The sequence below is a fragment of the Alcaligenes sp. SDU_A2 genome (assembly GCF_038237375.1).
Lineage (GTDB): Bacteria > Pseudomonadota > Gammaproteobacteria > Burkholderiales > Burkholderiaceae_B > Alcaligenes.
This window is the reverse complement of the sequence record NZ_CP151273.1, coordinates 2,649,297-2,662,410: the sequence shown is the minus strand read 5'-3', so window position 1 is coordinate 2,662,410 and position 13,114 is coordinate 2,649,297. Positions and strand designations below refer to the sequence as shown.

Genomic DNA, 13,114 nt, shown 5'->3' with positions numbered 1-13,114 from the left:
GTCCAGGTCAGGGGGCAATACGGATGTTGTCTTTCTGGAAATACTTGTCCGCGAACGTCTGCAGCGTGCCGTCGGCCTTCATGGCGCGCAGTACCTCATCGACCGCATTTTTGAGCTTTTTGTTGCCCTTGCGCAGACCCATGGCGATAGGCTCGTTCAAAATGGCGCTGTCGGTGATGACAGCACCGGTCAGCTCGAAATCCGCACCCGCCGGCTTGGTCAGAAAACCTTCCACGGCATTTTGAGCTTCCTGGAAGGTGGCATCCACGCGTCCCCCGGCCAGATCGTTGAAGGCGTCGGTGTAACTGGGATAGGCGACCACGGTGACGCCATTGGGGGCCCAGTTCTGGCGCGCGTAGGTTTCCATGGTGGTGCCTTGCTGCACGCCGACGCGTTTTCCGGCCAGCGATTGGGCCGTGGGCTCCAGACCGCTGCCTTTGCGGGCAGCCAGGCGCACCGGCACTATGTACATGGGTTCGGTAAAGTCGATCACCTTGGCGCGCGCGGCGGTGGCCGTCATGGTGGAATTGGCCAGATCGAATTTGCGAGCCTGCAGACCGGGAATCAGGCTGTCGAACGAGGTGTCGGTCCAGACGCATTTTGCTTGCAGGCGCTTACAGATTTCGTTGCCGATATCGATGTCAAAGCCTTGCAACTGTCCGCTGGGGCTCAAGTATTCAAAAGGAGGGTAGCCGGCTTCGGTGGCAAAGCGGATTTCCTCGATTCCGGCCGCCTGCACAGCAGGCAGCGCCGCGCTGCAAAAAGCCGCCATCAGAAGGCGGGCTAGGATTTTGTTCATGTGGTGCTCCTGCAAATATCGACTGGCTTGTGGCGTTCAATACAAATTCGGCCCTACTGTTGGAGGGCCGAAGAAAGTATGCAAATTTAACCCGTCTGCCTTACTGGGGCAATGCGGGTTCGGCCCTAGGCAGTACGCAACACTTGTTTATATAGGTCATGACCTCGTCCAGATCGTCGGTGATCACCAACAGATCCAGGTCCTTGGGCGAGATCAGGCCCAGGGTCAGCAACTGGCTGCGAATCCAGTCGATCAGGCCGGACCAAAACTCGGTGCCGATCAGTACAATGGGAGCGGACGGCACTTTGCCGGTTTGCACCAGTGTCATGACCTCGAACAGCTCGTCCATGGTGCCAAAGCCGCCGGGCAGTGCAATATAGGCCCAGCTGTGCATGAAAAAGGTGGCCTTGCGCGAATAGAAATATTCAAACTGCAGGCTTTGAGTCTGGTAGGGGTTGTTGGTGGTTTCGTGGGGCAGGCGTATATTCAGGCCGATACTGTGCCCGCCGGCCTCGAAGGCTCCCTTGTTGGCCGCCTCCATCAGGCCGGGCCCACCCCCGGCGATCAGGGTGACGCCGGCACCGGCCAGGCGTCGTCCCACTTCTTGAGCCAATTGGTAGTACGGATGACCGGGCTTGATGCGCGCGCTGCCAAATACACTGACGCCAGCGCCCATTTCTTTTAATGTATCGGCCGCAGTCTGCAGTTCCCGCATGATGGTCGGAATCTGCTCTGTGGCCGGTAAACGGACGATTTTATTGTTAGACATGAAAAAAACCTTGTTGCTCGTTGACGGTTCCAGCTATCTGTATCGAGCGTACCACGCGATGCCCGATCTGCGAAACGCGCAGGGCCACCCTACGGGAGCCCTGTACGGTGTCATCAATATGTTGCGCCGTCTGTTGCAGGATTACCAGGCCGATTACATGGTGTGTGTGTTTGATGCCAAGGGCCGCACCTTTCGCGATGATCTCTACGAAGACTACAAGGCAAACCGTCCTTCCATGCCGCCGGATATGGCCGTGCAGATCGAACCCATCCACCGTACCGTGCGCGCCTTGGGCTGGCACCTGATCTGCGAACCTGGCGTGGAGGCGGACGATGTCATCGGCACGCTGGCCCGCCTGGCCGCCGAACAGGGTATAGATACTGTGGTGTCCACCGGCGACAAGGACCTGGCCCAGTTGGTCAACGACCATGTGCAACTGGTCAACACCATGAGCAACGAGCGTCTGGATGTAGAGGGCGTTACGGCCAAGTATGGCGTGCGTCCAGAGCAGATCATCGATTACCTGATGCTGATCGGCGATACGTCCGATAATATTCCGGGCGTGCCTAAAGTCGGCCCCAAGACCGCCGCCAAATGGTTGAACGAATACGGTAGCCTGGACGAACTGTTGCGTCATGCGGACAGTATCAAAGGGGTTGCCGGACAGAATCTGCGCGATTTCAGTCCCAAGTTCGAGTTGACCCGTCAATTGGTCACGGTCAAGCTTGACTGCCAGGTGCCCGGCTTTGGCGGCCGCTTTGCCGAGCTGGAGCCCGAACCGCGCAATGTAGCCGTGCTGCAGGATGTATACGAAACATTTGGCTTTCGCACCTGGCTACGCGAGCTGACCGACGATCCAACACGGATTCCAGCGCAGGATGCGCGAGTGGAAACCGAGACGCCGGCTTTGCCTGCCGAGCTGGATTACCAGACGGTGACGACAGAGCAGCAACTGCAGTCCTTGGTCCAATTGTTGAACAAGGCCGAACTGACCGCCCTGGACACGGAGACGACCTCTCTCGATCCCCTGCTGGCCCAGTTGGTGGGCATATCCGTGGCGGTGCGTACCGGCCAGGCCTTTTATGTGCCGGTGGCGCATCGTGCTACGCACGAGCTGGAGCAGTTGGACAAGGCTGTGGTGCTGGATGCATTGCGTCCTTGGCTGGAAAATGCCAAGGCCGCCAAAGTGTTGCACAACGCCAAGTACGACAGCCATGTTTTTGCCAATGCAGGCGTGGCCTTGCGGGGCATACGCGAGGACACCATGCTGCAGGCCTATGTGTTGCAGTCGCACAAGCGCGTCAATATGGAAGAGCTGGCCTTGCAGTGGCTGGGCATTAAAGGCATGTCTTACGAGGATATCTGCGGCAAGGGTGCCAAGCAGATCGGTTTTGACGAAGTGGACATTGCCACGGCGTCGCGGTATGCCTGCGAAGATGCCGACTATACGCTGCGCCTGCACGAATGCCTTCGACCCAAAGTGGCGGAGCACGATGGCCTGGAGCGCATTTACCTGCTGGAAGTTCAGGCATCCGATGTGCTGACCATTGTGGAGCGCAATGGCGTCAAGGTGGATGTGCAGGCCTTGCATCAACAAAGCCACGAGTTGGGTCAGAAGATGCTGGAGCTGGAAGGCAAGGCCCATGAGCTGGCCGGCCAACCCTTCAATATGAACTCCCCCAAGCAGGTGGGCGAAATTCTGTTCGGCAAGCTGGGCATTCCCGTGGTGCGCAAAACGGCCAGTGGAGCGCCTTCCACGGACGAGGACGTATTGACCCGTTTGGCTCAGGACTACCCCTTGCCGGCGGTATTGCTGGAATACCGTGGTCTGGCCAAGCTTAAATCTACCTATACCGATAAGCTGCCCAAGATGGTCAATGCCCAGACCGGTCGAGTGCATACACGTTATGCACAGGCGGCCGTGGTCACCGGCCGTCTGGCCTCGTCCGATCCCAATCTGCAGAATATCCCGGTTCGTACCGCTGAAGGCCGACGCGTGCGCACGGCGTTTGTGTCCGAGCAGGGCAAGGTCGTGTCGGCCGACTATTCGCAGATCGAGCTGCGCGTCATGGCCCATGTGTCGGGCGACAAGAATCTGCAGCAGGTCTTTGAACAGGGTGGGGACGTACACAGGGCCACGGCCGCCGAGATTTTCGGTGTACAGGCCGAGCAGGTGACTTCTGACCAGCGCCGTGCGGCCAAAGCCATCAACTTCGGTCTTATCTACGGCATGGGCGAGTTCGGCCTGGCCAGCAACCTGGGCATTACCCGTGATGCCGCGCGTGCTTATATAGACCGATACTTTGCCCGTTATCCAGGTGTCGCGGACTACATGACTCGTATCAAGGCCCTGGCGCACGAACAAGGTTTCGTGGAAACGGTTTTTGGCCGCCGCCTGTGGTTGCCCGAGATCAAGGGGGCCAAGGGGCCGCGCATGGCCGGTGCCGAGCGCGCGGCGATCAATGCGCCCATGCAAGGGACCTCGGCAGACCTGATTAAGATGGCGATGGTGGCGGTGCAGAACTGGATTCAGGAAAAGGGCCTGAAGACACAGATGGTCATGCAGGTACACGACGAACTGGTTTTTGATGTCCCGCCCGACGAGCTGGAGCTACTGCGCGAGCAGTTGCCGGGTTTGATGTGCCATGTTGCCGAACTGGCCGTGCCGCTGGTTGCCGAAGTAGGTGTGGGCGATAACTGGGAACAGGCGCACTGATCAAGGTGTTTTGGGCGTAAAAAAGTCCTGTGCAGATTGCGGGGGTGGGCCGTTTGGGCTAGGCACAGCAGTGCAGTTCTCGCCAGGCCGGCCATAGCAGGCCGGCTTGGCTGGGTTCTTCGCCCGCGCTGTGCGCGGGTTCCCTGGTCGGGATACTGGAGCGGGCGGGGCGTGAACTCGCAGGGTGATTCGTCCCCTGGACGAATCACAAGCGCCCTGCTCGAACAGCACGCCCCTTGCCTCCCGCCCCAGTATCCCGCCTGCGGCGAAGTCCCTGACTCGCCCGCCGGCTTGCTATGGCCGGCCTGGCGAGAACCCAAGGCTCTCTGCTTGGCCTAAACGGCGGGACGTCCGCGTACGCCGTAATCAGTCATCTACTGAATGTTCTGTTGGACATGAATGCGTATGACCGGGGCTATGTTATGGGTGTTTTGAGCCGTTGAAGATGCAGCAAGCTCGAAGGGGCGAGTTGGATGGTTTTCCCCAGGCGGGGCGCGGGGACGGGATGTAAACCGCTGGAGTTAGGAGCGCGCTGATCATACGCCCGACCAGGGCGCGGCGCGCTATCAGCGCCTTCCAGTCTTGCTGCACCTTGAATGGCATCTTCAAAAAAGCCAGTTCCTCATCGACTGGGTAAATTGACGTTCGGAACTCCTCGAAGCCCCTTTTTTTGCTGCCGGATCGTTCTCTAGAAAAAAGTGCTTCCCGCTCAGACAGGGGGGGGCTTAGGGACGCGGCGTTCAATTGCCTGGGTCGCGCACTCGGTTGGGCAGCAGCTCGTCGTGTTTGGCCAGAATGGGGTAGGCGGCGGCGTTGACCAGGTAAGAATTAATGGTGCGCACGTCGCGTAAAATTTCCAGGTAGAGCGATCCTTGGTCGGCCGCATCCAGTTGGCCGGACTTGATCTTGCTGATGTGCCGGTCGCTGGCGCTGGATTCCAGGTCGCGGAAAAAGTCTTTTTCGAATGCCAGAAAGCGCGCCGTCTTGACGTCCTCGGCCACGAACAGGGCGGCGGCCTGACGCTGGTTGCGAATCAGCCTGTCCATGACTTTGGCGATCTCGTCTTGTTCATCCTGCTGCAGCAGCCAGCCCTGTTTACGCAATTTCCCGGTATGTGTCAGCAGGCCGCTGACGCTGATGGTGGCGGCGTGGGCCATATTGGTGGAGAAAGCCAATATATCGTTCAGGCGCCGCATATCGTTTTTGCTTAGATTTTCTTGATCCAGATGTGCCAGGTAGGCGGTGATCAACTGATCCAGCCGGCTGACGGCGTTATTGATATAGCGGGCGTGATTCAGATTGTGTGCGCTATTGCTGATCAGTGCCTGGCGGGCGGTGCCCAGGATACTTTGCAGCATATCGGACAGGCGCAGGGCCTCGCGGGCGGCATTGCCCAGTGCGACCGCCGGCACTTCGTGGGCCGATTCGTCCAGATACAGCGGCTTGCCCGGGTCATCCGGATCGTTGCGGCGTGGCAATTGGCGGCTGAGCAAGCGCGCGTAAGGCTTGAGCAGCGGCATGAACAGTGCAGCGACCGCCAGATTGAAGATCGTATGGAAGTTGGCGACGGCGCGGGCGGGATCATCGGTCAACCAGTTCATCAGAGCGGGAATCCAGGGCAACAGCAACATGCCCAGGATGCAGCCGACCACGCGCGTGCCCAGATTGCCCAGGGGCAGGCGTTTGTTGGCCGGATCTTTGTCGCCGCCGGTGCCTTCCAGGACCGGGTTGATGGCGGTGCCCAGGTTGGCACCCAGCACCAGCGCGTAGGTCAGTTGTGGGTCCATGTAATGGTGACCGGCCAGCGAAATAATCAGCACAACAATAGCGACGCTGGAATGCGCCGCCCAGGTCAGCAAGGCCGCCAGCACCAGTCCGGTGACGGGCGAGTCGGACAGGGCTTGCAGCAAGGTCTGGAGCAAAGGGGCGTCTTGAATGGGCGAGAACAGGGCAACCAGCTCATGCAAAGACAGCAGCAATAAGCCCAGACCGATAAAGACCCGGCCCAGGTCGCGGCGGCGGCCCGACTGGTGGGCGCGAAACAGCCAGACACCCAGCAGGATCAGTGCCGGAGCCAGGGCAGTCAGCTGAAAAGACAGCAATTGCACGATCAGGGTCGTACCCACATTGGCACCCAGCATGGCCGCCAGACCAGGGACCAGCGCCACCAGTCCGCCGGCGGCAAAGCTGGTAATCATCAGTCCGGTAGCGGTGCTGCTTTGGATGGCGGCGGTAATGGCTGCGCCGGCCAGAAAAGCGCGTCGGGGGCGACCCAGCGCGCGCCCCATCCAAACTCCCAGTTCTGCGCCGAAGGCACGCTGTACGCCACTTTGCACCATGTGTACGCCCCACATGAGCAGGGCGATATAGCCACCGAAATCGAGGAGTGTGAATATTTCTTTCATCCAAATATCATAGCGCAGCGATTGTTACAAAGATCGGATCGAGCTCAGTGCCAGGCAATAAAAAACCCCGGCAGCCAGGGCTGCCGGGGTGGGGATACGGGCTGCAGGCGTTTAGACGGACTGGGCGTTTTGCAGGGCCTGGATACGGGCCGGGATGGGTGGGTGCGAAGCAAACATGGCGCTGACGGCACCGCCCCCGGAGATGCCGGCGGCCTCGAAGTTCTTGGGCAGGGCACCGGGTTCCATGCCGCCCAGGCGCGCCAGCGCGTGGATCATGGGTTGACGCGAACCCAGCAGTTGAGCCGAACCGGCGTCGGCGCGGTATTCGCGTTGACGCGAGAACCAGGCCACGATGATGGAAGCCAGCACGCCGAAGATCAGCTCGAACACGAAAACGGCAACGTAATAGCCTATGCCCACCGAGTCGCGCTCGTTGCGCAGCAACACGCGGTCTACGAAGTAGCCGGCGACGCGGGCCAGAAAGATGACGAAGGTATTGACCACGCCCTGGATCAGGGTCAGGGTGACCATGTCGCCATTGGCAATGTGTGCGACTTCGTGGCCCAGCACGGCCATGACCTCTTCTTCGGTCATGCCGCGCAGCAAGCCCGTGGACACGGCAACCAGCGCATCGTTCTTGAAGGCACCGGTGGCAAAGGCATTGGGTTCGCCGTCGTAGATGGCCACTTCGGGACGGCCTATGCCGGCGCGGTCCGCCAATTGGTGTACGGTATCGACCAGCCAGGCCTCTTCAGCATTGGCGGGGGCGTTCGGATCGATGACGCGGGCATTGACGCTTTGCTTGGCCATCCATTTGCTCATCAGCAGCGAAATGAAGGAACCGGTAAAGCCGACCAGACAGGAGAAGATCAGTAACTGGGTCAGGTCCAGCCCTTGGGCGCTCATGTATCGTCCCACACCCAAAATGCTCATGGAGGCACTCAGCACCAGCATGACGGCAAGGTTGGTGATCAGAAATAGAACAATTCGTTTCATGAAGACGGATTCCGGTATGACTGAAAAATAAGGCGGCCTGCGGCGCGCAGAAAATTTTAGCGTTGTTTGGCTGGGCGGCGGCAAGAAAATTCCGGCCCTGGCAGGCTGCGTGCGTATCGCTTCGGCCGGGGGCGGCAATAATCGTGTCGCATGGTCTGTTCAATATGGGGACGTCTGGGTATTTTTACAAGTCAGGGGAGTATAGTAATGGCTTCCCCTAATTTCTTTTCTGGTTTGTTCGCATGCAGTCATTGTGGATGCTGGTGGCCTGTGCCATGTTTGCCATTATGGGGGCCTGTGTCAAAGTGTCCGCCGACGCAGGGGCGTCCATGCCCCAGATTGTGCTGTTTCGCGGCTTGCCATCGGTTCTGCTGCTTTATTTCTGGGCCAAGGCCGGACGCCGTCCCATTGCACCCAAAAGCTGGAAGTTGCACATACGGCGCAACGTGTCGGGTGTGACTTCGATGTGGCTGGGTTTTTTCGCGCTGGCCTATCTGCCTTTGTCGACAGCGGTCAGTCTGAACTACACCGCGCCTTTGTTTATCGCCGTCTGGATGCTGGCCTGGGGCGGCACGCAGCGTGACCCGATACGGATTCTGGCCGTGTTGCTGGGGTTTTTGGGCGTGGTTGGCGTGTTGCGTCCCAGCATTTCCGAAGAGCAGTGGTTTGCCGCCATGTTGGGCCTGAGCGCCGGAGCCCTGGCGGCAGTGGCCATGATGCAGGTGCGCGCACTGGGTCGCTCGGGTGAGCCGGAATGGCGCACAGTGCTGATTTTTTCCTGTTTCGTGGTGGCGTCCAGCCTGGTAGGTTTGCTGCTCGATGGCTGGCGGGATCTGGATTGGCGCGCGTGGCTGGCCTTGCTGGGGGTCGGGCTGGCAGGACTGTTCGGTCAGTTGACCATGACACGGGCCTTTGGTCTTGGCTCGGCGCTGTTGACGGCCGCCTTGCAATACACCACCATTATTTTCGCCGCCCTTATCGGCATCGTTTTTTGGGGCGATCTGCCCGATTGGCTGGCCTGGGCCGGCATGGCGCTTATCATCGGGTCAGGTTTGCTCTCGGCGTGGCGTACCTATAGCGAAGATCGTATCTTGCGCGGGCGGCAAGCCGCGCCCATGTCAGAGACGCCCACCAAGGAGGCTGAGCATGTTTGATTTTCTGATTACCCCCCAGCAGTTGCAGGCACGCCTGGAGCGGCCCGATTGCCTGGTGTTCGATGTGCGCCACGACTTGGCGGATCATCACGCCGGACAGCGCGCCTACGAGCATGGGCATATTCCCGGCGCTTTGTTTCTGGATCACGAAAACGATCTGGCCGCGCCCAAGACCGGTCTGAACGGACGCCACCCTTTGCCTACGCGTCAGGAGTTGGCCGCTTTGATGCGGCTTAAAGGCCTGACCTCAAGCATGCAGGTCGTGGTGTATGACGCCCAGGGCGGACTGTTTGCCAGCCATGTCTGGTGGATGTTGCGCTGGCTGGGGCACGAACATGTTGCTATTTTGGATGGTGGCTGGCAGGCCTGGCAGGCGGCGGGCGGTCCGGTGCAGACCGGACAGCGCCAGCCTTCGGTGTCCGAGGCGCAAGCAGTTCAGAGCCTGAACCTGCCCAGTCAGGCAGCCATGCCCACCGTTCAGGTCGCCCAGGTTTTGGCCAATATCGCCAAACCGGTATTTACCGTGTTGGATGCCCGCGCTCCCGAGCGTTATCGCGGCGAAATCGAACCGATGGACCCAGTGGCCGGCCATATCCCAGGTGCCTTGAATCGTTCCCACCAGAACAATCTGGATGCGCAGGGGCGCTTTAAGCCGGTAGCCCAGCTGCGCGAAGAGTTTACGGCCCTTTTGGGCGGTGTTCCGGCCGCGCAGGTGGTGCATCAGTGTGGGTCGGGTATTACGGCTTGTCACAATCTTTTTGCTATGGAACTGGCGGGTCTCAAGGGTTCGCATCTGTATCCCGGTTCCTGGAGCGAATGGGTCAGCGATCCGGCCCGACCCGTGGCCCGCGCTTGAGCGGGTGCCAGTGCATGGGCCGCCGCCGGGCGGCCTTTTTTCTGCCTATCTGTTTACGCCTCTGGCTCCTGTGAACGGCGCTCTGCGCCCGGCTCCCGTACAATGCGTTTTTCGAGCGGGCGTCCTCGCGCCCGGGCAGTCCTCATAGATCAGGAAAAGTTATGGTTAAATCTCGCGACGATAATCAGAGCGTTGACACATCTGCCGGGCAGGACTTCGAGTCCGCGCTGGCGCAACTGGAGGCTCTGGTGGCGCGGATGGAAAGCGGTGCTCTGCCGTTGGAGCAGGCCTTGCAGGCCTATGAGCAGGGTGTGGAGCTTGCCAAATTCTGCCAGCGCAAGTTGGACGTTGCGCAGGAACAAGTCAGTGTATTGCAAGGCAATCTGCTGCGTCCCTTGTCCGGGGACGAGGCGGATGGAGACATTTAATATGGGTTCTGTCAGTTTTTCCGAGTGGTTGCAGCAACGGGTCGAACAGACCGAAGTCGTGCTGGAGCAGTTATTGCCCGCCGCCGACCAGGAGCCGTGCCGCCTGCATCAGGCTATGCGTTATGCTGTGCTGGGCGGCGGCAAGCGTGTCCGTGCCGCCCTGGTGTACGCGGCAGGCGAGGCCGCCTTGCAAGGCAAGCCCATGGCGGCTGCGCAGCAAAAGGCACTGGAGTTGGCGGCGGCCGCGGTCGAATTGATTCACGCGTATTCCTTGGTGCATGACGATCTGCCGTGCATGGACGACGATCAGTTGCGCCGTGGACGGCCCACTGTGCATGTTCAGTTCGACGAGGCTTGCGCGATGCTGGCCGGTGATGCCTTGCAGCCGCTGGCTTTTGAGTTGTTGGCGCAGATGCCGATTGCGCCGGCCTTGGTGGTGCAGGCGATTTCTCAGCTCGCCCGTGCCGCTGGTAGCGCAGGCATGGCGGGTGGGCAGGCAATCGATTGCGCCAGCGTGGGTCTGCAGTTAAATCGCGAGCAGTTGCAGGTCATGCACAGCATGAAAACCGGTGCCATGCTGGAAGCCAGCGTATTGTTGGGTGGCATTGTGGCCGGAGCTTCGTCCAATGTACGCAATGGCCTGGAAGACTATGCCCAGGCCGTGGGTCTGGCGTTCCAGGTCGTGGACGATATCCTGGACGTAACGGCTGATACCGCCACCCTTGGTAAGACGGCAGGCAAGGATGCGGCCGACAATAAGCCCACCTATGTCTCCATTCTGGGCATGGATGGGTCGCGCGAATTGCTGGGCACCCTGAATACTCAGGCCCAGTTGGCTTTGCGGCCGGTGGGTCCGGCGGCAGCGCGCTTGAACCAGTTGGCCGACTATATTGTGGGTCGCGACCGATAGGGCGTGTGCAAGGCGGTTTGGCACCGGTTTTGGCGCTGGCCGCGAAGCGATTTACAATAACCGATTGACGACGCTTGCCTGGCAGCGTCGTTCCACTTATTTGCCCGGATAGATGTCCTTCAGTATGACAACCGTTTCTCTAGAACAGATACAGTCGCCCGCTGACCTGCGCAAGCTCGATCAGCGCGATCTTCCCGAACTGGCCCGTCAGTTGCGGGAATTTGTTCTGCAGTCCGTATCCAGAACGGGGGGGCATCTGTCGTCCAATCTGGGCACGGTCGAGCTGACCACGGCCCTGCATTATGTCTTTGATACCCCTCACGACCGTATCGTGTGGGATGTGGGCCATCAGTCCTACCCGCACAAAATTCTGACCGGTCGGCGCGAACAGATGGGTTCCTTGCGCCAGAAGGGCGGTATTTCCGGCTTTCCCAAGCGTTCCGAGTCGCGTTACGACGATTTTGGCACAGCCCATTCGTCCACATCGATCTCCGCTGTGTTGGGCATGGCGGTGGCCTCGCGTAACGCCGGCATCGATCGTCAGCACATTGCCGTCATCGGCGACGGGGCCATGACGGCGGGCATGGCGTTCGAAGCTTTGAACAATGCGGGCGTCACCCCAGATGTCAACGTACTGGTCGTACTCAACGACAACGACATGTCCATCTCCCCGCCCGTGGGAGCCTTGAACCATTATCTGGCCCGTCTGATGTCGGGCCGCTTTTACGCAGCGGCCAAGAATGTAGGTCGTGCCGTGCTGCAGCATGTGCCGCCGGTATTGGATCTGGCCCGGAAGTTTGAAGGCCATGCCAAGGGCATGCTTACACCGGCTACCCTGTTCGAAGAACTGGGCTTTAACTATGTGGGCCCTATCGATGGCCACGACCTGGATGCCTTGGTCGATACGCTGAGTAATCTGCGCGAATTAGGCGGCTTGCAGTTTTTGCATGTGGTCACCCGTAAAGGGCAGGGCTATAAGCTGGCCGAGGCCGACCCGGTTCTTTATCATGGTCCGGGCAAATTCGATCCATCAGTAGGATTGGTTCAGCCGGCCACTCCGCCCCGACCTACGTTTACGCAGGTGTTCGGCCAGTGGCTGTGCGATATGGCCGCCGAAGACCCCAGGCTGTACGGCATTACGCCGGCCATGCGCGAAGGCAGCGGCATGGTGGAGTTCGAGCAGAAATTTGCGCGTCGTTATTTTGATGTGGGCATTGCCGAGCAGCATGCCGTCACCTTTGCGGCCGGTTTGGCCTGCGAAGGGCAAAAGCCAGTCGTGGCCATTTACTCGACCTTTCTGCAGCGCGGTTACGATCAATTGATTCACGATGTGGCCCTGCAGAATCTGGATGTTACCTTCGCGCTGGATCGCGCCGGCATCGTCGGTGCGGATGGGGCGACGCATGCCGGCAATTACGATATTGCGTTTCTGCGCTGCATCCCTAATATGGTGGTCGCCACGCCGTCCGACGAGCGCGAAGCCCGCTTGCTGTTGACCTGTTGCTATCAGCATCCCGGCCCAAGTTCGGTGCGCTATCCGCGCGGCGCAGGCGCGGGCGTGCCGGCTGGCGACGATCTGGCCACGGTGCCGCTGGGCAAGGGTGTGGTGCGCCGTCAGGGCAAGGGCCTGGCTTTGCTGGCTTTCGGCCCTATTCTGTACGAAGCCCTGAAGGCTGCCGAGAGTCTGGATGCCACTGTCGTGGACATGCGCTTCGTCAAACCGCTGGATGAGACCTTGCTGCAGGATCTGGTACAGGGGCATCAAGCATTTGTCACTCTGGAAGAGGCCTGCATCATGGGCGGGGCCGGCAGTGCGGTGCTGGAGTTTTTCGCTCGTGCCGGTATTGCCGCGCCGGTGTTGCAGTTGGGTTATCCGGACGAGTTCATCGATCACGGCGACCAGAAAAAAATCGCTGCCGAACTTGGTTTGGATGCGACGGGCATAGAGCACGCCATCCGTGAGCATTTCTCATGTTTGCTTGAGGCCTGATGCACTTTGCCGGCTCTGGTGGGTCGGCAAAGACGTAAATATTCGCTTTGTTCATACGGTTATCGAACTGTCGGGTCGATAACCGTAAGAT

At 59.8% G+C, this 13,114-nt stretch carries 10 protein-coding genes; 6 read left to right on the top strand and 4 right to left on the bottom strand.

The annotated features are described in order from the left end of the window. Window positions 1-7: 7 nt before the first annotated feature. Entirely contained in the window at window positions 8-799 is a 792-nt protein-coding gene (locus AADW57_RS12285) for a transporter substrate-binding domain-containing protein (protein WP_341667185.1), read from the bottom strand. Between the two features lie 100 nt (window positions 800-899). Further along, a complete protein-coding gene (locus AADW57_RS12280; RefSeq protein ID WP_341667184.1) occupies window positions 900-1,568 on the bottom strand; it encodes an LOG family protein in 669 nt (222 codons plus the stop codon). Here AADW57_RS12280 and polA point away from each other — a divergent pair. Next, entirely contained in the window at window positions 1,567-4,284 is a 2,718-nt protein-coding gene (gene polA / locus AADW57_RS12275; protein WP_341667183.1) for a DNA polymerase I, read from the top strand. The genes AADW57_RS12280 and polA overlap by 2 nt on opposite strands. A gap of 740 nt (window positions 4,285-5,024) precedes the next feature. Here polA and AADW57_RS12270 read toward each other — a convergent pair. Next, window positions 5,025-6,689 carry a Na/Pi cotransporter family protein gene (locus AADW57_RS12270; protein ID WP_341667182.1) on the bottom strand — a complete coding sequence of 555 codons (1,665 nt, stop codon included), beginning with the start codon at window positions 6,687-6,689 and terminating at the stop codon, window positions 5,025-5,027. A 111-nt stretch (window positions 6,690-6,800) separates the two neighbouring features. Beyond that, entirely contained in the window at window positions 6,801-7,685 is an 885-nt protein-coding gene (gene htpX / locus AADW57_RS12265; RefSeq protein WP_341667181.1) for a protease HtpX, read from the bottom strand. 242 nt (window positions 7,686-7,927) lie between these two features. Between htpX and AADW57_RS12260 the strand changes: the two genes are divergently transcribed. The 5 genes from AADW57_RS12260 (at window position 7,928) to dxs (ending at window position 13,023) form a co-directional block, all read left to right on the top strand. Continuing rightward, window positions 7,928-8,839, top strand: coding sequence for a DMT family transporter (locus AADW57_RS12260; protein WP_341667180.1), 912 nt, complete (start codon window positions 7,928-7,930; stop codon window positions 8,837-8,839). After that, window positions 8,832-9,695: a sulfurtransferase gene (locus AADW57_RS12255; RefSeq protein WP_341667179.1), complete on the top strand. Its 864-nt coding sequence runs from the start codon at window positions 8,832-8,834 to the stop codon at window positions 9,693-9,695. Before AADW57_RS12260 ends, AADW57_RS12255 begins: the two co-directional genes overlap by 8 nt. 161 nt (window positions 9,696-9,856) lie before the next feature. Further along, entirely contained in the window at window positions 9,857-10,123 is a 267-nt protein-coding gene (locus tag AADW57_RS12250) for an exodeoxyribonuclease VII small subunit (protein WP_341667178.1), read from the top strand. 1 nt (window position 10,124) lies between these two features. Further along, complete coding sequence (locus tag AADW57_RS12245; protein WP_341667177.1) at window positions 10,125-11,033, top strand: polyprenyl synthetase family protein; 909 nt, start codon at window positions 10,125-10,127, stop codon at window positions 11,031-11,033. Window positions 11,034-11,157: 124 nt separating this feature from the next. Beyond that, the gene (gene dxs, locus AADW57_RS12240) at window positions 11,158-13,023 is read left to right on the top strand and encodes a 1-deoxy-D-xylulose-5-phosphate synthase (protein WP_341667176.1); all 1,866 of its coding nucleotides are present in this window, start codon (window positions 11,158-11,160) and stop codon (window positions 13,021-13,023) included. Window positions 13,024-13,114: the final 91 nt, after the last annotated feature.

Coding starts and splice junctions, on each gene's coding strand:
- AADW57_RS12285 (WP_341667185.1), bottom strand. CDS start 799: ATGAACAAAATCCTAGCCCGCCTTCTGATGGCGGCTTTTTGCAGCGCG.
- polA (WP_341667183.1), top strand. CDS start 1,567: ATGAAAAAAACCTTGTTGCTCGTTGACGGTTCCAGCTATCTGTATCGA.
- AADW57_RS12280 (WP_341667184.1), bottom strand. CDS start 1,568: ATGTCTAACAATAAAATCGTCCGTTTACCGGCCACAGAGCAGATTCCG.
- AADW57_RS12270 (WP_341667182.1), bottom strand. CDS start 6,689: ATGAAAGAAATATTCACACTCCTCGATTTCGGTGGCTATATCGCCCTG.
- htpX (WP_341667181.1), bottom strand. CDS start 7,685: ATGAAACGAATTGTTCTATTTCTGATCACCAACCTTGCCGTCATGCTG.
- AADW57_RS12260 (WP_341667180.1), top strand. CDS start 7,928: ATGCAGTCATTGTGGATGCTGGTGGCCTGTGCCATGTTTGCCATTATG.
- AADW57_RS12255 (WP_341667179.1), top strand. CDS start 8,832: ATGTTTGATTTTCTGATTACCCCCCAGCAGTTGCAGGCACGCCTGGAG.
- AADW57_RS12250 (WP_341667178.1), top strand. CDS start 9,857: ATGGTTAAATCTCGCGACGATAATCAGAGCGTTGACACATCTGCCGGG.
- AADW57_RS12245 (WP_341667177.1), top strand. CDS start 10,125: ATGGGTTCTGTCAGTTTTTCCGAGTGGTTGCAGCAACGGGTCGAACAG.
- dxs (WP_341667176.1), top strand. CDS start 11,158: ATGACAACCGTTTCTCTAGAACAGATACAGTCGCCCGCTGACCTGCGC.